21 protein-coding genes are annotated in these 24,684 nt (G+C 41.0%); 15 read left to right on the top strand and 6 right to left on the bottom strand.

What is annotated here, in order from left to right; genetic code table 11:
- Positions 1-10: 10 nt before the first annotated feature.
- Complete coding sequence (locus IZT61_RS11585; RefSeq protein ID WP_196101292.1) at positions 11-835, bottom strand: glycogen/starch synthase; 825 nt, start codon at positions 833-835, stop codon at positions 11-13.
- A gap of 149 nt (positions 836-984) precedes the next feature.
- Between IZT61_RS11585 and panC the strand changes: the two genes are divergently transcribed.
- The 4 genes from panC to IZT61_RS11565 all read left to right on the top strand — a co-directional run bounded on the left by panC (position 985) and on the right by IZT61_RS11565 (position 4,998).
- Complete coding sequence (gene panC / locus IZT61_RS11580) at positions 985-1,830, top strand: pantoate--beta-alanine ligase (RefSeq protein WP_196097068.1); 846 nt, start codon at positions 985-987, stop codon at positions 1,828-1,830.
- Between the two features lie 179 nt (positions 1,831-2,009).
- A complete protein-coding gene (panD, locus tag IZT61_RS11575; RefSeq protein ID WP_090503313.1) occupies positions 2,010-2,360 on the top strand; it encodes an aspartate 1-decarboxylase in 351 nt (116 codons plus the stop codon).
- A gap of 6 nt (positions 2,361-2,366) precedes the next feature.
- Positions 2,367-3,347, top strand: a complete 981-nt coding sequence (locus IZT61_RS11570) for a lysylphosphatidylglycerol synthase transmembrane domain-containing protein (protein WP_196097067.1) — start codon at positions 2,367-2,369, stop codon at positions 3,345-3,347.
- Positions 3,348-3,858: 511 nt separating this feature from the next.
- Positions 3,859-4,998, top strand: coding sequence for an acyl-CoA dehydrogenase (locus IZT61_RS11565; RefSeq protein WP_196097066.1), 1,140 nt, complete (start codon positions 3,859-3,861; stop codon positions 4,996-4,998).
- Positions 4,999-5,069: 71 nt separating this feature from the next.
- Here IZT61_RS11565 and IZT61_RS11560 read toward each other — a convergent pair whose 3' ends face one another.
- Positions 5,070-5,414 carry a phage holin family protein gene (locus tag IZT61_RS11560; protein ID WP_196097065.1) on the bottom strand — a complete coding sequence of 115 codons (345 nt, stop codon included), beginning with the start codon at positions 5,412-5,414 and terminating at the stop codon, positions 5,070-5,072.
- 18 nt (positions 5,415-5,432) lie between these two features.
- On the opposite strand from IZT61_RS11560, the gene IZT61_RS11555 reads away from it, so the two are divergent.
- From IZT61_RS11555 to infB, 4 genes are all read left to right on the top strand, one after another.
- Positions 5,433-5,864 carry a hypothetical protein gene (locus IZT61_RS11555; RefSeq protein WP_196097064.1) on the top strand — a complete coding sequence of 144 codons (432 nt, stop codon included), beginning with the start codon at positions 5,433-5,435 and terminating at the stop codon, positions 5,862-5,864.
- Between the two features lie 121 nt (positions 5,865-5,985).
- Complete coding sequence (gene rimP / locus IZT61_RS11550; protein WP_196097063.1) at positions 5,986-6,450, top strand: ribosome assembly cofactor RimP; 465 nt, start codon at positions 5,986-5,988, stop codon at positions 6,448-6,450.
- A 149-nt stretch (positions 6,451-6,599) separates the two neighbouring features.
- Positions 6,600-7,844 carry a transcription termination factor NusA gene (gene nusA / locus IZT61_RS11545; protein ID WP_196097062.1) on the top strand — a complete coding sequence of 415 codons (1,245 nt, stop codon included), beginning with the start codon at positions 6,600-6,602 and terminating at the stop codon, positions 7,842-7,844.
- 57 nt (positions 7,845-7,901) lie between these two features.
- Entirely contained in the window at positions 7,902-10,892 is a 2,991-nt protein-coding gene (gene infB / locus IZT61_RS11540) for a translation initiation factor IF-2 (protein WP_196097061.1), read from the top strand.
- 75 nt (positions 10,893-10,967) lie between these two features.
- Here the strand turns inward: infB and glf are convergent, their stop codons facing one another.
- The gene (gene glf / locus IZT61_RS11535) at positions 10,968-12,098 is read right to left on the bottom strand and encodes a UDP-galactopyranose mutase (RefSeq protein WP_196097060.1); all 1,131 of its coding nucleotides are present in this window, start codon (positions 12,096-12,098) and stop codon (positions 10,968-10,970) included.
- A 905-nt stretch (positions 12,099-13,003) separates the two neighbouring features.
- On the bottom strand, positions 13,004-14,836 hold the full coding sequence (locus IZT61_RS11530) for an ABC transporter ATP-binding protein (RefSeq protein WP_196097059.1): 1,833 nt from the start codon (positions 14,834-14,836) through the stop codon (positions 13,004-13,006).
- Between the two features lie 248 nt (positions 14,837-15,084).
- On the opposite strand from IZT61_RS11530, the gene meaB reads away from it, so the two are divergent.
- Entirely contained in the window at positions 15,085-15,978 is an 894-nt protein-coding gene (gene meaB, locus IZT61_RS11525) for a methylmalonyl Co-A mutase-associated GTPase MeaB (RefSeq protein WP_196097058.1), read from the top strand.
- Between the two features lie 313 nt (positions 15,979-16,291).
- On the opposite strand, the gene IZT61_RS11520 is transcribed toward meaB, so the two are convergent.
- Complete coding sequence (locus IZT61_RS11520) at positions 16,292-17,581, bottom strand: aminopeptidase P family protein (RefSeq protein ID WP_196097057.1); 1,290 nt, start codon at positions 17,579-17,581, stop codon at positions 16,292-16,294.
- 172 nt (positions 17,582-17,753) lie between these two features.
- Here IZT61_RS11520 and IZT61_RS11515 point away from each other — a divergent pair, with 172 nt between their 5' ends.
- The 6 genes from IZT61_RS11515 to IZT61_RS11495 all read left to right on the top strand — a co-directional run bounded on the left by IZT61_RS11515 (position 17,754) and on the right by IZT61_RS11495 (position 24,211).
- Positions 17,754-19,097, top strand: coding sequence for an OmpA family protein (locus tag IZT61_RS11515; protein ID WP_196097056.1), 1,344 nt, complete (start codon positions 17,754-17,756; stop codon positions 19,095-19,097).
- A gap of 95 nt (positions 19,098-19,192) precedes the next feature.
- Entirely contained in the window at positions 19,193-19,330 is a 138-nt protein-coding gene (locus IZT61_RS22520; RefSeq protein ID WP_317193157.1) for a DUF6728 family protein, read from the top strand.
- 13 nt (positions 19,331-19,343) lie between these two features.
- Complete coding sequence (locus IZT61_RS11510) at positions 19,344-19,724, top strand: RidA family protein (protein ID WP_196097055.1); 381 nt, start codon at positions 19,344-19,346, stop codon at positions 19,722-19,724.
- A 2-nt stretch (positions 19,725-19,726) separates the two neighbouring features.
- A complete protein-coding gene (locus tag IZT61_RS11505; RefSeq protein ID WP_196097054.1) occupies positions 19,727-20,629 on the top strand; it encodes an EamA family transporter in 903 nt (300 codons plus the stop codon).
- Between the two features lie 5 nt (positions 20,630-20,634).
- Complete coding sequence (gene recG / locus IZT61_RS11500; protein ID WP_196097053.1) at positions 20,635-22,740, top strand: ATP-dependent DNA helicase RecG; 2,106 nt, start codon at positions 20,635-20,637, stop codon at positions 22,738-22,740.
- A gap of 184 nt (positions 22,741-22,924) precedes the next feature.
- Positions 22,925-24,211: an MFS transporter gene (locus tag IZT61_RS11495; RefSeq protein ID WP_230383623.1), complete on the top strand. Its 1,287-nt coding sequence runs from the start codon at positions 22,925-22,927 to the stop codon at positions 24,209-24,211.
- 249 nt (positions 24,212-24,460) lie between these two features.
- Here the strand turns inward: IZT61_RS11495 and IZT61_RS11490 are convergent, their stop codons facing one another.
- Positions 24,461-24,682: a PLDc N-terminal domain-containing protein gene (locus tag IZT61_RS11490; RefSeq protein WP_230383622.1), complete on the bottom strand. Its 222-nt coding sequence runs from the start codon at positions 24,680-24,682 to the stop codon at positions 24,461-24,463.
- Positions 24,683-24,684: the final 2 nt, after the last annotated feature.

The raw sequence follows: 24,684 nt of genomic DNA, 5'->3' as shown, positions 1-24,684 counted from the left end.
TAATACCTAATTAAGCAACTGAAACCAATTCATCATTTGAAATTTCTTCGTAAAAAGTATAGAAGTTTTCAAAATTATCGGTTAAGTTAAAAGCTAATGTTGGCTTATTAGAATCTTTAACAAATTTTAACATAGCGGCATCCAGGTTTTCATCAGCTAATACTACTGCGTCAGAGTGCGTTATAGCGCCAACATGCATACTCGTACTATCTGCTGGCACGAACGCTTTAGTGTCCTCTTCAGTCATGTTTGCCATTACTGCTTTTTTTGCAAAGTTGCTGTTCAGTTTTTCCGCAAACGCCTCTTCGTAAATAGAGTAAACTACTTTAGAGTTTTTAAATGTAGGGTCGTTTTTGTAGGTGGTTTTGATATATGCAGGAACCAAAGCACTCATCCAACCGTGGCAGTGAACAATATCAGGAGCCCAACCTAGTTTTTTAACGGTTTCTAATGCACCTTTGCAGAAAAATATCGTACGTTCGTCGTTATCATCGAAGAACTTTCCGCTCGCATCTCTAAACACCTGCTTGCGTTGGAAATACTCTTCGTTGTCTAAGAAATAAACCTGCATGCGTGCAGCTGGGATGGATGCTACTTTAATAATTAAGGGATTATCATTGTCATCAATAATGATGTTCATTCCCGACAAGCGAATTACTTCGTGTAAACGATTTCTTCTTTCGTTGATGTTACCAAACTTCGGCATCAGGATGCGGATTTCGAATCCTTTCTCTTGCATTGCTTGTGGTAATTGACGTGTGATTTCAGAAATTTTAGTAAGCTCGAGGAAAGGCGACATCTCGTGTGTAACAATCAGCAGCTTCGTTTTTGCCATCTCCATATTCTAAGAAAATATTAAGTTAAATAAAAGATAATGAGCCGCAAAGATAAGCATAATAATACTATTTATCAAGATTGACAAGTATTGTTTGGTTTCGTTTGGATAAATTTACACCTTTACGCCTTTAATTTAGATTGTCCACTTTGGAAGTTTTTAAAACCAAATCAGCGCTTAAGGCTTTTTTAGCGCCATTAAAAGCATCGGGTAAGCGAATTGCGCTTGTACCAACCATGGGCGCATTGCACAATGGCCACATCTCACTGATAAAAATGGCCCAGCAAAACGCCGAGGTCATTATTTGCAGCATTTTTGTAAACCCAACGCAGTTTACCGACCCGAAGGATTTGGAGAAATACCCGAGGCCAATTGAACACGATTTGGCCATGCTGGCCGATGCAGGCTGTAACGGCGTTTTTATGCCCGATGTTGCCGAAATGTACCCGCAAGGCGCTGATGAAGATTGGCACATCGATTTGGGCAATGCCGAGTTTTTGCTCGAAGGCGAATTTCGCAAGGGCCATTATCAAGGTGTTACCCAAATTGTAAAAAAACTGTTCGATGCGGTAGAGCCCGATGTGGCCATGTTTGGTCAAAAAGATTTTCAACAGGTGTTGATGATCAAGAACATGCTGGCACACTTTAGCTTACCTATCAATATCATTATTTGCCCGATTATTAGAGAAGAAGATGGTTTGGCAATGAGCAGCCGAAACATTCACTTGTCAGACGTTGATCGTAAAAATTCTCTGGTGCTCAATCAATCTTTAAAATACGTAGCCGACCATTTCGACGAGTTCGATCTGAAAGAACTCGAAACCAAGGCGAAAGCATTTTATGAAAACATCGATGGTGTTGAGCTCGATTACTTTACCATTGCCAATGGCGCTACGCTAGAACCCGCAACATCAAAAGAAGAAAATAGCGTTGTTGCGCTTGTGGCCGCAAAAGTTGGATCGACCAGACTGATTGATAATATGATTATAAAGTAGTATCAAGAGGCAAGTATCTCCCATAGGGATGCCTTTGACAAAGTATTAAGACCTGCGGACTTAGGTTATCAGCTTGCTATTTATGCTTTCTTCAAATTCCCGACTTCCGATCTATGACCTCTGACTTCGGACTCCCGACTAAAGACTCTAAACTCAAAACTAATTCCTAACTTTGCAGCATGGTTATTACAATATTAAAATCGAAAATACACCGTGTTAGGGTAACACAGGCCGAGCTGAATTATGTTGGCAGTATTACGATTGATGAGGATTTGATGGACGCAGCGAACATCATCGCTAACGAGAAGGTGCAGATTGTAAATAATAATAATGGTGCCCGCTTTGAAACCTATGTAATTAAAGGCGAACGCGGCACGGGAACCATCTGTTTAAATGGTGCAACCGCTCGTTTGGCACAGCTGGGCGATGTGTTGATCATTATGTCTTACGGCTCCCTGCCGATAGAAGACGCCAAAAAATACAACCCGATTCTTGTTTTTCCTGACGATAACAACCATTTGCTAAAATAACCCTGTGTGAAATTCTATCCAAAAACAGCGCTTAAGTACATCATCCTGTTTTTGATAGGAGTTGCAGTGTTGTATTTGGCATTTCGGGGACAGGATTTAGGCGGCATCTGGCTCGAAATCGAGGCGGCAAACTATTTTTGGGTATTCGCGTCTGTCGTCACTGTTTGGCTGGCCCATGTTTTACGGGCGCTGAGGTGGCAAATGCTCTATCGCTCCATAAAATATAACGTCGGCTTTTGGAATGTTTATCATGCCGTAATGGTTGGTTATTTAGCCAATCTGGCCTTACCGCGGTTTGGAGAAATTGGGCGATGCTCCGTGATCAGGCAAACAGAAAAGGTACCCATGTTCGCTTCAATCGGAACCGTAATTACCGAACGCCTTTTCGATGTTTTAATCCTGTTTTTAAGCGCATTTGCGATGTTGATCTTCCAGTACGACAGGGTATCCAACTTTCTTTATGGCACCATTTATCTCGCCATAACCAAAAAACTCGCTTCGTTAAATTACTATTGGCTCGCCATAGCCGGCATTGTTTTATTCCTTTTACTTGCCTCTGCAGTTTACATCTTACGAAAGAGATTCAATCGTAAATTTTTAAAAATTTTTGTTGGCTTGCGGCAGGGTTTTGGCTCCTATAAGAAGCTAAAAAATAAAGGATTATTCTTAGCCTACACCGTTGCAATCTGGTTGTTTTACATGCTATCAATGTATTTATGCTTTTATTCAATGCAGGCGACCACTACGTTAGGCGTAAGTGCCGCCTTTACCGCACTGGTGTTTTCTGGGTTTGCAATGGCTGCCCCCGTTCAGGGCGGAATTGGTGTTTTCCACTGGATGGTGGCGCAATCATTAGTGCGCTATGCGGTCTCTTTCAACGATGGATTAGCCTATGCCACTATCATTCATTCCTCGCAAATTTTATTGATACTTCTTCTTGGTTGCTTCAGCCTCTTTTTGGTTGTAGGAAAGAAAGCTTCGCGATAGGCAGTGTATGACAAAACCCGTGCTGTCATTGGTAGCTTGTACCGATAGCTATCGGTAGGGGATCCTAATACGCAAAAAATTAGATGCCGAGCATTAAGATTCTCGCCTGCGCGGGAATGACGGCGCAAAAAAGGAGGTATGTCCACCCCATAGGATTTCTTGGGAAAGCATCTGCAGCCTACGTATCACCGTCCTTGCCCACAAATCCCCTCTTTGCCGATGGGCTGTTTGCGTTTTGCATCTCATTGCTTGGGGATGCTTCCCCGAGAAATCGGGACAGGCTGTGCCTCAGCATGACAGCGTGCTTAATTAGGGAGAGACGCATAAATATGTAAATAATACGCAGATGGGGGGGGCTAATCAATGGCAGAATGACATACAATTAGCTGCAATTTCTATGCTCAATCCAACCATCTTACAAAGTCGAATCTGGAAAAATTACTATGCAGCCATAGTAATTTAGCTTAAAAATGCTATATTTGATTTACTAACCTTTTATACAAAAAATGTTATGCATTTCGAATTAAGTGAAGAACAATTAATGATTCAACAGGCCGCCCGCGACTTTGCGCAACAGGAACTAAAGCCTGGAGTAATAGAACGGGATGAGCACCAGAAGTTTCCGGCCGAGCAGGTAAAAATGCTTGGTGAACTGGGCTTTTTAGGGATGATGGTCGATCCAAAATACAACGGCAGCGGCCTCGATGCCATTTCCTATGTACTCGTTATGGAAGAGCTTTCCAAAATCGATGCTTCAGCCTCTGTTGTGGTTTCGGTAAACAATTCGCTGGTGTGTTATGGGTTGGAAAAGTATGGCAGTGAAGAGCAAAAAGAAAAATATTTAAAGCCCCTGGCATCAGGCGAAAAAATCGGGGCCTTTTGCCTTTCAGAGCCAGAAGCCGGATCAGATGCGACTTCGCAACACACCACTGCAGAAGATAAAGGCGACCACTATCTTTTAAACGGCACCAAAAACTGGATTACAAATGGCAGTACCGCCTCAACATATTTAGTTATTGCGCAAACCCATCCAGAGTTGAGGCATAAAGGCATAAACGCTTTCATAGTTGAAAAGGGAATGGAAGGATTTACCGTTGGCCCAAAAGAGAACAAATTAGGTATTCGCGGTTCTGACACCCATTCTTTAATGTTTAATGATGTTAAGGTGCCAAAGGAAAATAGGATTGGCGAGGAGGGTTTCGGCTTTAAGTTTGCCATGAAAACACTGGAGGGAGGCCGCATCGGAATTGCTGCGCAAGCACTGGGCATTGCGCAGGGCGCTTTCGAGCTCGCAACACAATATGCAAAACAGCGTAAAACGTTTGGCAAACCCATTTCCGAGCATCAGGCCATTGCCTTTAAACTGGCAGATATGGCTACTCAAATCGAGGCTGCACGATTATTGGTTTACAAAGCGGCGTGGCTAAAAGATCAGGGTTTGCCCTACACTCAAGCCGGTTCAATGGCTAAATTATATGCTTCCAAAGTAGCCATGGACGTTACCATTGAGGCGGTGCAGGTGCATGGCGGCTATGGTTTCGTTAAAGAATACCACGTAGAGCGCTTAATGCGTGATGCCAAAATTACTCAGATCTATGAAGGTACTTCGGAAATACAAAAAATGGTAATTTCGAGAGAAGTGATTAGGTAGTCCGAAGTCGGAAAGTCCGGAGTCTGAGCTACATAGACTCAAGACTACAGACTCAAGACTCCGGACTAAAATTACTCTTTCTCGCCCGCTACAGCACTAAATATTGCCTTAATTAATGCCACAATTATGGCTAAAAATGCAGCTGCCCAAAAGCCAGAAGTGTTAAAAGAAGTCATCATGTTATCAACCAACAAAATCATTAACACAGTGATAATGAATGATACCAGGCCCAGGGTTAAAAAGTTGATCGGAAAAGTAAGCAATCTTAAAACGAAGCCGATAGTGGCATTTGCAAGCGCTATTAAAACCGCGGCCAAAATAGCACTGCCATAACCGTCGACACTAACTCCCGGAACAAGTTTTGCCCCGATAAAAAAGGCTAATCCCATCAAAAGGATTTCAATAATTAATCTCATAATTGTTTAGTTTTGTGGATGTTTAAAATCTCATTTAAATTTTTTACACTTATTGTACTGGCAATGTTTATTGCTGCTTGCACAGGAACTAACAATAAACCTGTAATTAAGTTTTCAGAGGATAGCTCATCAATTATACTTAAAAATTTCGACGCAACAAGTTTATTACAGGCTAAAAATGCCTATTCGGCCGGTGGCGATTCGTTAAACCTGGTGTCCGTTGTTCTTTTGCCGGCAGAAACAGACAGCCTGCAAGATCAGGTTGCTATAAACGGAACCTATACTTTTGCAGGCGATTCGCTTATTTTTACTCCGTACAAAGCCTTTGAAAAAAACAAGCGCTATCTGATCGAAAGCTATATAGACGCTAAATTCGCCAATGCAGGTAAGCTGTTCTCGGGAACAATAAAACAGAACTTACAGCCACAAAAACAAATTCTTAAGCGGTAATTATCAGCATAATAATTAGGCGAAGTGTTGGATTTTTCATAAAAAATTTCTACATTTGCATCGTAATCGAAGAAAAGAGAAGGGGACAGTGTCCCCTTTTTCTATGAAATCAGGTTGAAATATGCAGGTAGAAAAGAGAGTTGCGGATCTCGTAGAGGAGAAAATCGCCGATCGGCCAGAATTATTCCTGGTTGAAGTGAAAATGTTGCCGAACAATAAATTAATTATTCATGTTGATGGCGACGAAGGTATTAGCATACAAGATTGTGCAGCAATAAGCAGGCATGTTGGTTTTCATTTAGAAGAAGAAAATGTGATCGAGCAAGCCTATAATTTAGAGGTTTCCTCGCCCGGAGTAGGAGAGCCGTTGAAGCTCGTTCGCCAATACACAAAAAACATTGGGCGTACGATAAGCATCAGATTGAACGAGGGTAAGAAAAAAGAGGGAAAGCTGCTCGAAGTTACATACAATGGCCTGATCATCGAAGAATCGGTTAAAGAAAAAGGAAAAAAAGCGGTAACAATTCAAACAGAAGTTCCGTTTAATGATATATTAGAAATAACAGTTTTAGTGAGCTTTAAATAATAGAAACAATAAGTTGCATTCGTGTAATCTTGCTGATCTATTCAAACATAGTTAAAAATAAGTGTATTAATAATTTTTAAGTAATACGGTTAATGAGCAAAAACGAGATTATCTTGTAATCTTACTAATCTATTTAATCATGGCAAAAAATGAGTACTACAACAATTAATTTGATCGACTCTTTTCAGGAGTTCAAGGATTTTAAAAATATAGATCGCCCAACGGTGATCAGTGTGCTGGAAGAAGTTTTTCGTAGTATGTTGCGTAAAAAATACGGAACCGACGAAAACTGTGATGTGATTGTGAATCCTGATAACGGGGATTTGGAAATCTGGAGAACAAGAAAGGTGATGGAAGACGGGTTTTCTGAGGATGATGATCTGGAAATTGAACTTGCTGAAGTACATCAATACGACCCTTCGTTAGAAGTTGGTGATGATTACATTGAGCAAATCACTTTAGAAAGCTTTGGCCGTAGAGCTATTTTAGCTGCACGCCAAACCTTGGTTTCGAAGGTTTTGGAACTGGAGAAAGACGAGATCTTTAAAAAATATAAAGACAGGGTTGGAGAAATTATAACAGGCGAGGTGTATCAGGTTTGGAAAAAAGAAACCTTGGTGTTAGATGACGAAGGTAATGAGCTTTTGATGCCTAAAACTGAGCAGATTCCTGCCGATTATTTCAAAAAAGGCGATTCGGTAAGAGCCGTAATCTCGAAGGTAGAAATGATCAACGCCAACCCGAAAATTATCATTTCGAGAACGGCACCAGAGTTTTTACAACGCTTGTTCGAACTTGAGGTTCCGGAAATATTCGACGGTTTAATTACCATTAAGAAAATTGTTCGCGAACCGGGAGAGCGTGCTAAGGTAGCCGTAGAATCGTACGATGACCGTATCGATCCGGTAGGTGCCTGCGTAGGGATGAAAGGGTCGCGTATTCACGGTATCGTTCGCGAATTGAAAAACGAAAATATTGATGTGATTAACTTCACAAACAACATTTCATTATACATTACCCGTGCTTTAAGCCCGGCAAAAATCACTTCTATAAAATTGGATGATGAAACAAAACATGCATCGGTTTACTTAAAACCAGATCAGGTTTCATTGGCCATTGGACGTGGCGGACACAATATTAAACTGGCCGGTAAATTAACCGGTTACGAAATTGACGTGTATCGCGAAGCAGGAGCAGAAAACGACGAGGATGTGGATCTGGAAGAATTCTCAGATGAGATTGACAGCTGGATCATTGATGAACTAAAGGCTATCGGTTGCGATACTGCTAAAAGTGTACTAGCACTTTCGGTAGAAGATTTGGTGAAACGCACCGACTTAGAAGAAGAAACCATTAAAGAAGTGGTTCAGATCTTGCAGTCAGAATTTGAATAGTGGTGTAATTGCCAAATAAACACTACTTTTGTATTAAATAAAAATAACAGGAGCTAAATGTCAGACGACAAACCAATCATTTTAATTAAAGCTATTAAGGAACTTAATATAGGCATGGGTACGGCCGTTGAGTTTTTAAACAAAAAGGGATTCTCGGCCGAGAAAAGCCCTATGTTTAAACTTACGCCAGATATGTACAGTGCCTTATTAAAAGAGTATCAGGGAGATAAGATCGTAAGAGAAGAAGCCAAGCAAATAGTGATTGGTAAAATACGTCGTGATGAGCCCGAGACTGAAAAGCCTGTAGAAGCGCCAAAGAAAAATACCGACTTTGAGAAAGGTGATGAGATCCTGATTAAGAATGCTCAATCCTTTACTCCATCGGTAGAGAAGCCTAAGGCACCCGAAACGCCAGAGCCTAAGGCCGAAACTGCGCCTCAGGCACCAGCAGAACAAACTACAGCAAATAAAGCAGAAGATAAGGCAGACGAAAGCGGTTTACCAGGTGTTAAAATTGTAGGTAAGATTGATTTAAGTGATCTTAATTCGAAAACACGCCCGGGCAAAAAAGATGAACCTGCAGCCGCTCCTGCGCCTAAAACAGAAGAGCCTGCTAAACCTGTTGAACAACCAAAAGCTGAGGTAAAACCGGCTGAGGTAAAAAAAGAGGAAGCGCCTGCCGCTCCGGCTGCAAAAGCACCAGAGCCTGTTAAGCCAGTAGAAAAGCCAAAAGCAGAAGAAAAACCCTCAACCACTGAGCCCGAAGTTATTAAGGCCAGAACAGTAAAATTGAGTGGTCCGAATATCGTTGGTAAAATTACCTTGCCTACCACGCCAGACAGAAGAAATAGCCCTGTAGCTTCATCTAGCGATAGCGAGGCCGCTAAACGTAAACGCAAACGTAAAAAAACGCCGGGAGCACCCGGACAACATGGTCAGCCAGGACAAAATCCTGCAGGCCAGCAAGGTGGTGCGCCAGGGCAACCTCGCCAACCTTACCAGGGTAACAGACCCGGTGGTACACCTTATCAGGGAAATCGCCCTGCCGGACAAGGCGGCACTCCTTACCAGGGAAATAGAAACAGGCCAGGTTTCCAAAACAGAAATGCTTCAACAGGCCCTAAAGAGGAACCTACTGAAAAAGAAATTCAAGATCAAATTAAAGCAACACTGGCTCGCTTAAGTGGAGCTGGTAAATCGGGTAAATTTGCTCAACGTGCCAAATTGCGCCGTCAGAAACGTGATGATGTGGCAATATCGGCCGAGGAAGCAGCAAACGAGCTCGATGCACAATCAAAAATATTAAAAGTAACAGAATTTGTTACAGCTAATGAGTTAGCGAACATGATGGATGTACCGGTTACCAAAATTATTGGAACCTGTATGAGCTTAGGTATGTTCGTTTCCATTAACCAACGTTTAGATGCTGAAACTTTAACTATTGTTGCCGACGAGTTTGGTTACGAAATTCAATTCGTGAAACCGGATGAAGAGGAAGACAACATTATTGAGGAAGAAGATAACGAAGAAGACTTGATCGAAAGAGCCCCGGTGGTTACCATCATGGGTCACGTCGATCACGGTAAAACCTCGTTGCTCGATTATATTCGTAAAGCGAATGTGGTAGCTGGCGAGGCTGGTGGTATTACCCAGCACATTGGTGCCTACATGGTAACTACACCATCGGGCAAAAAAGTAACTTTCTTAGATACTCCAGGTCACGAAGCCTTTACGGCCATGCGTGCCCGTGGTGCCAAGGCTGCCGATATTGCCATTATCGTAATTGCTGCTGATGATGCGGTGATGCCTCAAACAAAAGAGGCCATTAACCATGCTCAGGCAGCAGGCGTTCCGTTGGTATTCGCTTTCACCAAGGTAGATAAGCCAGGTGCAAATGCAGATAAAGTACGCGAACAGTTATCGGTAATGAATATTTTGGTTGAGGATTGGGGCGGTAAATATCAATCGCAGGAAATCTCGAGCAAAAGCGGCTTGAACGTCGATTTATTATTAGACAAAGTATTGCTAGAAGCGGAGTTACTAGAGCTTAAAGCAAATCCGAATAAGAGAGCTTTAGGTACCGTAATTGAATCGGCCCTTGATAAAGGACGCGGTATTGTTACCACGGTATTGGTTCAAGCCGGTACATTGAGGGTAGGAGATCCGATTTTAGCAGGTAGTTACAGCGGACGTGTAAAAGCACTAACCAACGAACGTGGCGCTAAGGTAGATTCAGCAGGCCCATCGCAACCCGTACAGGTTCTAGGTATGCAAGGTGCGCCTACCGCCGGCGATCGTTTCAATGCGCTTGAAAGCGAAAGTGAAGCCAGAGATATTGCAAACAAACGTATGCAGTTGCAACGTGAGCAAGGTTTGCGTACACAAAAACACATTACTTTGGATGAAATCGGTCGTCGTTTGGCAATCGGTAACTTTAAAGAGCTTAATATCATTGTTAAAGGTGATGTGGATGGTTCGATCGAAGCCTTGTCAGATTCATTATTGAAGCTTACAACCGAGCAGATCCAGATCAACGTAATCAGTAAAGGTGTAGGTCAGATTTCAGAATCTGATGTATTGTTAGCTTCCGCTTCAGATGCGATTATTATTGGTTTCCAGGTTCGTCCATCAACAGGTGCACGTAAACTGGCCGAGCAAGAGCAAATCGATATCCGTTTATACTCTATCATTTACGATGCCATTAACGAGATCAAATCGGCAATGGAAGGGATGTTGGATCCAGAGTTTGAAGAGAAAATTGTGGCCAACGTTGAAATTCGCGAGACTTTCAAAATCACCAAAGTTGGTACCATTGCAGGATGTATGGTACTCGATGGTAAAATTACCCGTAACAGCAAGATCCGTATCGTTAGAGATGGTGTTGTAGTTTACACAGGTGAACTTGCCTCGTTAAAACGTTATAAAGACGACGTTAAAGAAGTGAGCAAAGGTTACGAATGTGGTTTAAATATCCAGAACTTTAACAACATTGAAGTTGGCGATATTGTAGAAGCTTACGAACAAGTTGAAGTTGCCAGAAAACTCTAATACTTAGTATATAATTTCAAAAGCCTCTGGAATGATAAATTTCAGAGGCTTTTTTTATATCCGGTCAATTACCGATTAGGTTTTACTTAATTTCAATTCATTTCTCGATTTGGCTAATGCCGATGCAATTACCTGGTGCATATCATAATACCTGTATTCAGCTAGCCGCCCGCCAAAAATTACGTTGGGTTCCTGCTCAGCCAAATCCTGGTATTTTTTTAGCATGGCCATATTTTTTTCGTCGTTAACAGGATAATAAGGCTCAGCGTTGCGCGTTTCCTGCACCGGGTATTCTTTAGTGATTACCGTTTTCGGTTGCGTGCCAAACTCAAAATGCTTATGCTCGTAAACCCGTGTGTAAGGCGTTTCCCCATCGGTAAAGTTCATCACTGCATTACCCTGATAATTTTCTGTGTCGTGCACCTCAAGTTCGTATGTTAGGCTACGGTATTCGAGTTCGCCGTATTGAAAATTGAAATAAGCATCAATTTTGCCTGTAAAAACGATTTTGTCAGCCATGCTTTTCCAATGATCGATATCATCAAAAAAATCGACATTCAATTTAACCTCGCAATTTTGCAGTAAGCCCTCTATTATCTTATTGTAGCCCCCAATCGGGATTCCCTGATATTTGTCGTTAAAGTAATTGTTGTCGTACGTAAACCGCACTGGCAACCTTTTAATAATAAAAGCCGGGAGCTCCGTCGCTTTTTTGCCCCATTGCTTTTCGGTGTAGTGCTTGATCAGTTTTTCATAAATATCTGTTCCGACCAGTTTTTGTGCCTGTTCCTCCAGATTTTTAGGTTCCGAAATTTCTAAATGTTCAATTTGTCGTGCAATTTCCGCCCTGGCTTCCTCTGGAGTTTTTGTGCCCCAGAGCTTATAAAAGGTGTTCATGTTGAAAGGAAGGTTGTATAATTCTCCCTTAAAATTAGCGATAGGCGAGTTGGTGTATCGGTTAAATTCCGCAAACTGGTTTACATAATCCCAAAGCATTTTATCGTTTGTGTGGAAGATGTGAGCGCCATACCAATGCACATTAATACCTTCTATGTTCTTGCAATGGATGTTTCCGCCCTGATGATCGCGTTTATCAATAACCAGGCAGCGCTTTCCAGCCTTCATCATTTCGTGGGTAAAAGTGGCGCCGAAAAGTCCCGACCCAACAACTAAATAATCATATTTTTTATTTCCGGTATCTGTCATGTTATTTTCTTGTATTTACTGTTAGTTGTCACTGATGAAGTGCTTTTAAAGGTTAAAGTTAATTCGATTTATAGCGGTTAATTTTACTTGTTTCGACTACTTTATATGCCGATAAAATCTGGAATAAGTTAGGCTTTTATTGCCGAAAAAATCTTGGTAGTCAATTCACTGTAAACATGATAACATCTCATATTTAATATTTTAAACGTTTGTTTGTTAGATAGTTAGCAATTAAAAAAGCAAGTGGTTAAAGCTGAATTTTGGTTACTTAATTGGTGGCTGGTTGTAAAATGTGTTTACGCATGTGCACCAGTTAGTTTCAGGTTTCGAAGTGTAAACAGTGCCTCATTGGCATAACTTTGGCAGCTCGGTTCGTGTTTGAAAACAAGATTGATTTGGGATATTTCGAGGTGCTTATTATTTTGAGTAGAATAATTATTTCAGCAGGCAGGCGCTTCAAGCGATGGAAAACATAACGACAATTAGTAAACAACCCAAAAAAGGTAGCGGGTAGGCAAGGACAGTAATAATAGGTAAGGGATTCTTCCTTCGTCAGAATGACAGCATTGGAGTTAAGTCTCGCGAAGGATGACGACCGTTCATAGTTGGCGCCTTAGACATCTTAACTTAATAGCGTTGGAACGGGCAGGAAGCAATCTGCTTGATTAAACAATATCTCTAATGAGATTGCTTCAATGGATGAAAGATGGATTTCGCTACAAAGTAGCCCCTTTGGGGCTAGGACGGGAATAAAACGTCAATGGTAGGAACAGTCTGGCCCGATTTCTCCTATCATGGACAGATATTGGGAAGTTGTTTTATGGATTTTAACGGTCAGATCTATTGACTATCGGTACACAAATGCCTCAGCCTTTAACGAGCCAAGGCTGACAAGCCCTCGTTCACTAATCATTAAAAGCTTGCATATCAATTAAACGTTTGTAAAGCCCATTTCTCGACATCAATTCACTATGATTTCCAATTTCGGCAATCTGTCCCTTATCTATAACTACAATTTTATCCGCATGCTGTATGGTACTTAGGCGATGCGCAATAACAATTGATGTTCTATTTTTCATCAAATTGTTCAGTGCTTCCTGTACCAGTTTCTCAGATTCTGTATCCAACGCAGACGTAGCTTCATCCAAAAGCATAATCGGCGGGTTAGCCAGCACCGCTCTGGCAATGCAGATCCGTTGCCGCTGACCGCCCGAAAGTCTGTTACCGCGATCGCCGACAAAAGATTGGTAACCATCTTCGGTATTCTCAATAAATTCGTGCGCATTGGCAATTTTGGCAGCGGCTACAACCTCTTGCAACGTAGCATCGGGCCGTGCAAAAGCAATGTTGTTAAAAATGGTGTCATTAAATAAGAAGGAATCTTGATTAACCGTACCCATTTGCAGCCTGATACTTTCTACCGTTAAATCTTTATAATCGTTGCCATCAATTTTAATTGTTCCGGATTTTGGATCGTGAAACCGTGGAATTAAATCCATTAAAGTACTTTTTCCTCCGCCCGATGGGCCAACAAGCGCAATAGTTTTCCCTTTCTCTACATTTAGGTTGATGTTTTTAAGAATTTCTTTCTCACCATAACTAAACGATACATTTTCTAAGCTTAACGCATTCTTAAAATCGCCAAAAACTGCGGCATCAGGTTTGTTTACCATCGCCGGTTTGGTATCAATCAACTCCAGCACACGCTCGCCGGCAGCTATCCCCGAATGTATACCACTAAATGAATCGGTAAGCGACTTTGCAGGGCGCATTACTTGCGAAAAAATGGCGATATAGGCAATAAAATCGGCCGGGGAAAGCGCATTGCTTTCATTATTTATAATTAACGTACCACCATACCAAACAATTGTAGCAACCATCAATACCCCCAAAAACTCAGAAACAGGCGATCCCAGCTGCTGGCGTCGGGTCATTTTTCGCGTTAAATTGGAGTAGAAAATATTTTCCTGATCAAATTTATTTTTGATTCTTTCAGTTGAATTGAAAGCTTTAATAATTTTTACGCCGCTAAGTGCCTCATCTAAAAAGCCGATCATCTTCGCAAAGGATTCATGCGCTTCTTTGGCCTGTTGCTTTAATCTCTTCACAATCTTGCTTATAATAAAGGCTGACACGGGAATAACCAGCAAAGAAAAGAACGTAAGCTTAGCCGAAATGTTAAACAGCAGAACAATGTAAACGATCAGGGTTACGGGCTCCTTAAAAACCACCTGAAGGGTGTTTGTAACCGTAAACTGTACAACTTGTACATCAGACGCAACTTTTGAAATGATATCGCCCTTGCGCTCATTGTTAAAGAAGCCGACATGCATGTTCATTACATTGTTAAAAACAGTTTTGCGCAGGTTTAACAATGTATGAACCCTTAAATCTTCCATAAACCTTTGCGAAAAATACCTGAACAGGTTTGATAAAAGCACAGATATAACGATAACAACGCAAACATAACCCAGTGTTTTGGCTTCGCCATTGAGCATTATCGATTCGTTTACAAATTTCCTGAACTGACCAAGGATGTTAAAAGATGATATCGCTTTGTCTGTAAGGCTTTCTGTTTTTTGCCCATCTTTATCGCTCATTAATGTTTCAAATAATGGCGATAATAAAGCTAGATTTAGTGTTCCAAACAGGATAGAAAGTAAGGTAGCAATAACATAAGGTATAGCAAACTTTTCAATGGGCTTGGCGAAAGATAATAAACGAAAGTAAATTTTCATTTTTATTGGAAAAGGATATATATAACGGATTATAGCATTGAAAGATAATCCAAAAAAGTTTAAATTAAACCCAGTAAAGGTACGCTTTTCAAATAAAAACAATATCGGTTTTGCAGAATACGATACTTAAATTACAATTGTTTACAACGTTAAACCTCTCGATGAATGTGCAAAACGGGTTTATACACAGCTGCAAAAAAGAAGGATTAAGAATTTATCTGTTTCTTTGCATAAACGCAGCTTTATAGATGAATACCCATTTGTCCACCTTAAAAGAATTGAAAGCCGGTAATTATAAGGCATTAGCAAGAACCTTGACACTTGTTGAGAACGATATTGCTCCTGCCGATTCGATATTGAAAGGATTGGATGGCAAGGCAAGCACGCCAGTAATCGGGATAACAGGGCCTCCGGGGGCTGGCAAAAGCACGCTGGTTAATGCCATCATCAATCATTTTATGGCCGATGGAAAGAAAATCTCCGTGTTAGCTATCGACCCGACCTCGCCATTCAATTTTGGTTCTTTGCTGGGCGACCGGATCAGGATGGCCAGTCAGTTTAACAACCCAAACGTTTTTATTCGCTCGCTGGCAACCCGTGGCGCATTGGGTGGCATATCGGCTAAAACCATTGAAATGGTTGACGTTTTAAAATCGGCCAATTTTGATCTGATCTTGGTTGAAACCGTTGGCGTCGGGCAATCGGAGGTTGAAATTGCTGGGCTTGCAGATAAAACAATTGTGGTTCTGGTTCCAGAGTCGGGCGACGAAATTCAGAATATAAAATCCGGCTTGATGGAAATAGCAGATTGCTTTGTGGTTAACAAAGCAGACAGGGCTGGCGCAGATACTTTAGCTAACAACCTGACTAAGCTGGTTCATCAGGGTAGAAAGGACATCGCGATCATCAAAACAATTGCAGATAAACACATCGGCGTTGAGCAACTCTGTGATTGGATGATGAAGCCAGCGAAAAATATGAATGAGCGAAAGGAATTTCTATTTGCAGAGAAAGCATGGAAAATTATTCAGCACCAAAAAATGCAGTCGATCGATAAAAAAAGGCTGCGAGAAGAAATTCAAGCAGCCTTAAAGGAAGATAATTTTAATATATATCGCTTTGCCGAGGGGTTTGGTGGCTAGTTCACTGGTTCATCAGTCATCGGATGAATACCTAGCACGCTCGTTATATTCATCCGATGACTTTGTTGTACTAATCGAAAATGCCTTAATAAATGTCGCCCTGAGCATTTCAACTACGATCAATGGGAGTTAGTCGAAGGGCAGGTGCACGAGGCTTCGACTCCGCTCAGCCTGACAAAGCATAGTTAATATCAACACTCGTTAATTATCGATCATTACTCGAAATTCTAACCGTCGACTCAGGACTAAGGACTTACGACTCCGGACTAGAGACTCAAAACTCCCAACTCAAAACTCCCAACTCAAACCTCAACTACCCATTCATAATATCCTCAATTTCTTCAGCAGCTAATGGAATATCGCCCATTAAATCGATGTTTCCATGCTCTGTAATTAAGACATTATTTTCGAGACGGATTCCAAGTCCCTCTTCAGGAATATAGATTCCCGGTTCTACAGTAAGAATGTTTCCGGCAGCGAATGGCGTATATCGGCCCGCAAAATCGTGCACATCAATACCTAAGTGGTGCGAGTTGCCATGCATAAAATATTTTTTGTAAGCTGGCCAGGCTGGGTTTTGATTTTTAACGTCGTCATTAGAGATTAATCCCAATTTAATTAACTGTTCCGTCATCAATTCGCCAACTTGCTCGTGGTAAGTATTCCATACCGTTCCAACCCCGATCAATTTTATCGATTCTTTCATCACATGGTGAACAGCGTTGTAAACATCCTTTTGCCTTGCGGTAAACCTTCCGTTAACGGGAATAGAACGGCTCATATCTGCGTTGTAATTGGCATATTCCGCCCCGAAGTCAAAAAGAATCACGTCGCCATCCTTACATTCCTGGTTGTTATCGTTGTAATGCAAAATATTTGCGTTGTGCCCTGATGCGATAATTGGCGTGTAAGCATGCCCTGTTCCTCCCTGACGGATAAACTCATGAATGATTTCGGCCTCAATTTCGTATTCTTTAACGCCCGGTTTGGTAAACTTTAATACTCTTACAAACGCATCGCGGGTGATGGCGCATGCCTTTTTAGTCAGTTCAATCTCCACGTCCGATTTGATTGCTCTTAAGCCCCTCATAAGTGGCGCAGCCCGTTCATAGTGATGCAATGGATACTTCGATCGCATTTTTTCGATAAATCTGATATCGTTGTAGGGAACAGTATGTGCGTATCGATCATTTTCGTTAGTATTGAGGTATATCTGATCTGCATAGTGAACAATGCTGTGCAAAATATTATCAAAATCGTCTAACCAATAGATGCTTTCGATGCCAGAGGCGGCCTTAGCCTGTTCTTTGGTATACTTATAACCTTCCCAAACTTTGATGTAATCATTCGTCTGTCTTAAAAAGAGGACTTCTCTGTACAATGGATTAGGACAATCTGGGTACAGGAGGAGTATGGTTTGTTCCTGATCGATTCCTGATAAATAAAATAAATCAGGATTTTGCTTAAACACAAAGTTCTGATCACCGCTTCTTGGAAACTCATCATTAGCATTAAATATAGCTAAAGAATTGTTTTTTAGTTGTTTAGCGAAGTTTTTTCTGTTTAAAACAAATAACGACTGATCAATGGTTGGATATTTCATAATTAACGTACTTTTAAAGTGATAGGTTCAAATGTAAGAAAATGCTTATTTAAGGCGAAGTTTGGAACGGAGTTTGTATAAAAGTTTGAAAATTTAAATATTTGTTTAATTTTGCGATTACTAAAAAATTAATCAATTAAATTGTTTAACCCTTAAAAAAGAAAAAAAGATTATGAATTATTCTACTTTAAAGAAAAGTGTTGCGCTTTCTTTAGTGGCATTAACAGGAGTTGCTACTCTTGCTGTCGCTCAAGATGCTCCTGCAACTACTTCTTCTGCCAAGGTATTTGGTGGAAGAGGACAGTACAGAACTTGGTCTATCGGTGTACACGGTGGTGTTTTAATGCCAGTTGTTGCTATCGGTGGTTCTAACGACTTCAACAAATGGGATGCTAACTTAGGTTACGGCTTAAACATCCGTAAACAACTAGGTCACTCATTCGGTTTAGAATTAAACGGAACTCGTGGTAAACTTTCAGGTACTAACGAAGGTATTACTTCAGGTGTTAGAGAATTTGAAACTGAATTACAATATGCTGTAGATTTACGTGGTGTTGTAAACGTAGGTTCTATCGATTTCTTACGTCGCGAGAATTCAGTAGGTTTCTTCGTAACTGCCGGTGGTGGTTATATGGCTTATGCTCCAAAAGTAACTATGTCTAACGGTACTGTTATAGACTGGAAAGGTAGTGCTACAGGTCCATTTGATGACAAACACGAAGCTAAAGATTACGTAAAAGGTTTCTACATTCCAGTAGGTGCTGGTGTTAAATTCAAAGTTTCTGAGCGTGTTAACTTTAACTTAGGTTACACTATGAACTTTGTTGATGCTGATAACTTAGACGGAGTTTATGCTAAAGGTACTACTAAAGATAAATTCTCTTACGGTTATGCTGGCTTAGAATTCTCTTTAGGTTCTTCTGCTAAACCAAGCTTAGAGTGGACTAACCCATTAGCTACTATGTACGATGAGTTAAAAGATCCATCTTTACGTCAAGAAGTTGAAGCATTGAAAAACCGTGTATCTGCTGTTGAAAAATCTGTTGAAGATTTGAAAAAAGATGCTGACGGTGACGGTGTTTCTGATCAATTCGATAAATGCCCAGGTACTCCAGCTGGTACTGCTGTTGATGGTTCAGGTTGTCCACTTCCTGTAGCTACAACTACAACTACTTCAACTGAAGGTGTTACTGGTTTCGAAAAAATTGGTTTCGATTTCAACTCATCAGTATTAAAAACTGAATCTTACCCTACTTTAGATAAATTATCTTCAGTGTTACGTGAAAACGGTGGTAAAGTAACTGTAAACGGTTACGCTTCAAGCGAAGGTACTGCTGCATATAACATGAAATTATCTAAAGATAGAGCTAACTCTGTTAAAACTTACTTAGTAAACTCTGGCGTTAATTCTAGCCAAGTTGCTACTAAAGGTAATGGCGAAGCTAATCCAATTGCTTCAAACGATACTGAAGAAGGTCGTATCCAAAACCGTCGTGTTGAAACTGCTAGAAACTAGTATTTCAATATAAGAGTTTAAAAAGTCCCGATGCAAATCGGGACTTTTTTTATGCCTTTAATTTTCTGTATTCAGCTTTTTAACTAAGTTTGTATATGTATTTCTTCAGAAAAAAGGATCCTAATCGACCAAGTAATATCAATATAAAGATTATGCACTTTATAAATGCTTTAGCGATTACCATTTTTCTCGCTGGCATCATTTACAAGCTTATTCAATGGCTCGCCAAATAATTTTAAACTATTTATGAAAAAAATAATCACAACAACCAATGCACCAGCGCCAATTGGTCCATACAGTCAGGCTGTACAAGCGGGAAATTTTTTATTCGTGTCGGGCCAGGTAGCCATTAATCCTGAAAGCGGAGAGCTGAGCATTGGCAACATTGAAGAAGAAACCCACCAGGTGATGCGTAACCTTAAGGCTGTTTTGTTAGAAGCTGGCTTAACATTCGATAATGTAGTAAAATCGACCATCTTCCTAAGCGATATGGGCACCTTCGCCCAGGTAAACGAAATTTACGGCCAATATTTTACGGCCGATTTTCCTGCCCGGGAAACCGTTCAGGTTTCGGTGCTGCCTAAAAATGTCAATGTCGAAATTTCTGTAATTGCGGTTATTGGATAATTTTGGCAAGTAGTAAGCGCAAATATTTTGTAGCTGGGGTTATCCCCTACATCATTTGGGGAACAATGTCTGTTCCCCTTCGCAATATAAAAGGGTTTCCTCCACAAGAAATTCTTTACTATAGAATATTCGTCTCAATTATCATTGTTTGGGCAATTGTACTGCTTTTCAGGAGGAGCGCACTTTTGGCCGATCTAAAATTTTTTAAAGCCTTATCGCTTTCAAAGAAATTGAGGTTGTTCGTACTCACCATCCTTTCGGCTTTCCTTATAACCGGAAACTGGTTCACGTACATCTACGCGGTTAATGGCGTAAGTTTAAAAGCGGCCGCTTTTGCTTATATGGTTTGCCCGCTGCTTACTGCATTATGTGGCTTTATCATCTTGAGAGAACAATTAACCAAGGCAAAAATCGCAGCACTTTTAATTGCATTCATCAGCATTGCATTACTCGCCACGGGCTCTTTACATGAAGTGCTTTGGGCCATATTAATTGCCTCGTTCTATGCCTTTTACGTAATCGTTTTAAAGGTGGTTAAGGATATCGATAAGTTTAACTTCCTTGGCGTTCAGCTTATTTTGTCGGGTTTAATGATGCTGCCAATGTATCTCACCAGCTCAAACCCGTTTCCGGCCGACACATTTTTTTGGTCGCATATTTTTCTGATCGCAATTGTTTTTACCATCATTCCGTTGTTTTTAAATGCTTATGCCTTGTTAGGGATGCCCTCATCCGCATTAGGAATTTTAATTTATCTAAATCCAATTGTAGCCTTTGCAGTTGCGTTCTTCTATTTTAAAGAGCACATAGACGTCCATCAACTTTTTGCCTATTTGCTTTTGGCCTTGTCTATTGTTATTTTTAATGCACAATTGTTAAAAACTGTACTTTATAAGAAACGATAATCGCTTTGCTTAATTCGATATTAGATACACCTATTGAGTTTTTAAAAGGCGTGGGCCCCTCTCGAGCCGACGTTTTGAAGAAGGAATTAAGGCTCTTTACTTATCATGATCTGCTTGCACATTATCCATTCCGCTATATCGATCGAACAAAATATTTTAAAATCAACCAAATCAATATCGATTCCCAATACATTCAGATCGTTGGTCGTGTAATTAGCAAAAAGGTAATTGGCGATAAACGGGCAAAGCGTATCGTAGCAGTTTTTAAGGATGACACAGGACTTATGGAATTGGTTTGGTTTCAAAGTTTAAAATGGGTTGATGATCATATTACGGTTGGCGCAGCATACGTGGCATTTGGCAAGCCAAGCTTGTTTAACGGCACTTTCAGTATTTCTCATCCAGAAATGGAGCTGTATCAAAACAAACCTGTTGGAAGAGGCAACCTAACCCTTCAACCGGTTTATAATTCTACAGAAAAGCTCAAAAAATTTACGCTCGATTCTAAAGGCATTCAACGTTTAATAGCAGGCTTGCTCGATCAGGTTATACCACAGGTACCCGAAACTTTGCCGCAATATATTATAGATAAATATCAATTGCCGGATAAAAGAATGGCGCTGTTAAACATCCATTTTCCGAAAACACAAAGCGATTTGAACGCTGCCGAAAGGCGCTTAAAGTTTGAGGAACTTTTTTATATTCAGTTGCAACTATTACACAACAAGCAGCTGCGGCAATTAAAATTTAAGGGGGCAACGTTCGAAAAAGTTGGCGATAAGGTAAACCGGTTTTATAAAGAGTTTTTGCCTTTTGAACTAACCAATGCACAGAAACGGGTGGTTAAAGAGATCAGGATAGATACCCAGCGTGGTGTGCAGATGAACAGGCTTGTGCAAGGCGACGTAGGCAGTGGCAAAACTGCCGTGGCGCTAATGAGCATGTTGTTGGCCAATGATAACGGTTACCAGGCTTGTATGATGGCCCCTACCGAAATTCTCGCCCGCCAGCACTTTGCTTCTATTACCGAACTGGTAACAGATGATTTGGTGAAGGTGGCCATATTAACCGGAAATACGAAAAAGAAAGAAAGAACACTTTTACACGAGCAGCTGGAAAGCGGCGAAATTGATATTTTGATCGGAACGCATGCTTTAATCGAAGATAAGGTAAAATTTAAGAATTTAGGCCTGGTAGTTATCGATGAGCAGCATCGTTTTGGAGTTGAGCAGCGGGCAAAGTTGTGGCGTAAAAATATTATTCCGCCGCACATTTTGGTGATGACGGCAACCCCGATTCCTCGTACGCTGGCGATGACGCTGTACGGAGATTTGGATGTTTCTATTATTGATGAATTGCCCGCCGGGAGAAAGCCAATTGAAACACGCCATTTATTTGAGGGGCAACGCCTGCGCATGTTCGGTTTTATGAAGCAGGAAATTGCCAAGGGACGACAGGTTTACATTGTTTACCCGTTAATTAAGGAAAGCGAAAAACTTGATCTTTTGCATCTGGAGGCAGGCGTAGAGCAGTTGAGCTATCAATTTCCGCGGCCTCAATATCAAATCAGCATTGTACACGGGCAAATGCCGAATGCCGACAAACAATTCGAGATGCAGCAATTTATTGATGGAAAAAGCCAGATTATGGTGGCCACCACGGTTATTGAAGTGGGCGTAAATGTTCCTAATGCATCCGTAATGGTAATCGAGAATTCAGAACGTTTCGGGCTTTCACAGTTGCATCAACTTCGTGGAAGGGTAGGACGGGGAGCAGAACAGTCCTTTTGCATTCTGATGAGTGGAAACAAGCTAAGCAAAGAAGGAAAGGTTCGTTTAGAAACGATGGTAAGAACCAATAATGGCTTTGAGATTTCGGAAATCGATTTGCAGTTGCGTGGCCCCGGCGATATCACCGGAACACAACAAAGCGGCGTTTTAGATTTGAAATTGGCAGATTTAGCTAAGGATCAAATCATTTTATCAGAAGCAAGAAATACTGTTATTGCACTTTTTGAAGATGATCCTCAATTGCTTAAGCCAGAAAACGCCATGCTTAAAGCACACTTGAAAAAACTGGAACGCGGAATTTCTTTCGATAAAATTTCTTAAAAGTCATCCGATGAATATAGGCGTTACGTTCAGATTCATCGGATAACCTACTTGGATAGCGCTTATTGTCCCAGCGAAAACCTACGCGTTGATAATATCATCCCTTGGTAACGTTTATCATGCGATTCTAATTCCGTTGTAGTTTTAGTTTCGCAAACCTTAATTTTGCAAAAATATTTTTCCAGTGGCAGAATCTGATCCCAACTCCGTTATAGTAAAGCCTGATCCATTTGCAGCCTTGCGGTTTAAGGAATTCCGCTCCTTTTTAGGAATGCGCTTCTTTTTTACACTTGCTTACCAAATGCAGGCAGTAGTAATCGGCTATCATATTTACGATTTAACGCACGACCCATTAAAGCTCGGCCTGGTGGGGCTCTGTGAAGCAATTCCCGCCATTGGGATAGCACTTTATGGCGGCTACATTGCCGATAAAAGCGAGAAACGAGGTTTGCTGATCAAGATTTTTTCGGGGGTATGGCTGGCTTCGGTTTTGATGCTCATCATCACCAGCAAATACCTGCACTTAAAAGAAGACCTCATTGTTTTGATCATGTACGGGCTGGTGTTCTGCATCGGCCTGGCCAGAGGGTTCTTTGGGCCTGCAACCTTTTCGTTAATGGCGAAGATCGTTCCGAAAGAACTATATCCCAACTCGAGCACCTGGAATAGCAGCAGCTGGCAATTGGCTACCATTATCGGGCCATTAACCGGCGGCCTGGTAAACTGGCTCTGGGGAATAACTGCGGCTTATAGCGTGATCGTTTTACTGGTTTCCATTTCGTTAATCTGTATTTTTACCTTCAAGAAACACCCCTCAACGTATGTTCCCAAAGAGAACATTTTGCACAGTTTAAAAGAAGGGATTCAATTTGTATTTAAAACCAAAATGATGGTTTGGGCAATGAGTCTCGATCTTTTCTCGGTATTTTTTGGTGGTGCTGTGGCCTTATTGCCCATGTTTGCCAAAGATGTGTTCCATTTAGGATCATTTGGCCTGGGAATGATGCGTGGCGCTGCATCTTTGGGTGCAGTTACAACCATGTTAGCGATGACACGCTTTTCGCCAATGGCCAAACCATGGCGAAACCTGCTCATTGCCGTAACAGGCTTTGGCGTAAGTATCATTTGCTACGGCTTATCTAAAAACTTTTATCTTACCTTGTTTTTCTTGTTTTGCGAGGGATCATTCGATAGTGTGAGCGTTATCATTCGCCAAACAATTATGCAACTGCTTACACCCGACGATATGCGTGGTCGCGTTTCGGCAGTGAACAGCATGTTTATCGGATCGTCGAACGAGATCGGTGAGTTCGAGTCGGGCTTATCGGCGAAAATACTCACGCTCGTGCCTGCCGTAGTGTTTGGTGGAAGTATGACTATAGGAATTGCTTTTATTACATGGCTAAAAACAAAATCACTAACCAAATTGAGCTTGCAGGATATTAACGAACAAACCACGAAAGCCGCTTGAGAACTGCCGTATCATTAAGTTAATTTAATATGAGTTATTGGTGGTATCTTTTGATTGTAAGTTCATTATTAAAATAATCGTCATTGCGAGGCTAGACTTGAGCGAGCCGAAGCAATCTTTTTAGTAATAATTATCGAATGGATTGCTTCACTCCACCACAAAACCCCTTTCTTCAGTTCGCAAAGACGAAATGAAATCAAAACTCGATGCCAATACCCAATACAATGCGCTTGAGAAGGTCTGGTTTATCTAAAACTTTTTATTCTTACCCCAAATTAGATAAATAATCGACCCTAAAAACGGCGCAAAAAGAATAATAATAAACCAAAGCACCTTTACCGAAAAACCCATTGATGTGTTTCTCGATATATGATATAATGCGGTCAGAATGAGCCCCAACCACAGTATAGCTGCTATTATTACGATAACTGCAATTTGATTGCTTTCAATTTGTGCTACTAACATGTTCATAA

It is taken from the genome of Pedobacter endophyticus (assembly GCF_015679185.1).
GTDB classification, from domain to species: Bacteria; Bacteroidota; Bacteroidia; order Sphingobacteriales; family Sphingobacteriaceae; genus Pedobacter; species Pedobacter endophyticus.
Note: the sequence above shows the minus strand (reverse complement) of the source record. Positions and strands in the feature narration are given on the sequence as shown.

Coding starts and splice junctions, on each gene's coding strand:
- IZT61_RS11585 (WP_196101292.1), bottom strand. CDS start 835: ATGGCAAAAACGAAGCTGCTGATTGTTACACACGAGATGTCGCCTTTC.
- panD (WP_090503313.1), top strand. CDS start 2,010: ATGGTTATTACAATATTAAAATCGAAAATACACCGTGTTAGGGTAACA.
- IZT61_RS11565 (WP_196097066.1), top strand. CDS start 3,859: ATGCATTTCGAATTAAGTGAAGAACAATTAATGATTCAACAGGCCGCC.
- IZT61_RS11560 (WP_196097065.1), bottom strand. CDS start 5,414: ATGAGATTAATTATTGAAATCCTTTTGATGGGATTAGCCTTTTTTATC.
- IZT61_RS11555 (WP_196097064.1), top strand. CDS start 5,433: ATGTTTAAAATCTCATTTAAATTTTTTACACTTATTGTACTGGCAATG.
- rimP (WP_196097063.1), top strand. CDS start 5,986: ATGCAGGTAGAAAAGAGAGTTGCGGATCTCGTAGAGGAGAAAATCGCC.
- nusA (WP_196097062.1), top strand. CDS start 6,600: ATGAGTACTACAACAATTAATTTGATCGACTCTTTTCAGGAGTTCAAG.
- infB (WP_196097061.1), top strand. CDS start 7,902: ATGTCAGACGACAAACCAATCATTTTAATTAAAGCTATTAAGGAACTT.
- glf (WP_196097060.1), bottom strand. CDS start 12,098: ATGACAGATACCGGAAATAAAAAATATGATTATTTAGTTGTTGGGTCG.
- IZT61_RS11530 (WP_196097059.1), bottom strand. CDS start 14,836: ATGAAAATTTACTTTCGTTTATTATCTTTCGCCAAGCCCATTGAAAAG.
- meaB (WP_196097058.1), top strand. CDS start 15,085: ATGAATACCCATTTGTCCACCTTAAAAGAATTGAAAGCCGGTAATTAT.
- IZT61_RS11520 (WP_196097057.1), bottom strand. CDS start 17,581: ATGAAATATCCAACCATTGATCAGTCGTTATTTGTTTTAAACAGAAAA.
- IZT61_RS11515 (WP_196097056.1), top strand. CDS start 17,754: ATGAATTATTCTACTTTAAAGAAAAGTGTTGCGCTTTCTTTAGTGGCA.
- IZT61_RS22520 (WP_317193157.1), top strand. CDS start 19,193: ATGTATTTCTTCAGAAAAAAGGATCCTAATCGACCAAGTAATATCAAT.
- IZT61_RS11510 (WP_196097055.1), top strand. CDS start 19,344: ATGAAAAAAATAATCACAACAACCAATGCACCAGCGCCAATTGGTCCA.
- IZT61_RS11490 (WP_230383622.1), bottom strand. CDS start 24,682: ATGAACATGTTAGTAGCACAAATTGAAAGCAATCAAATTGCAGTTATC.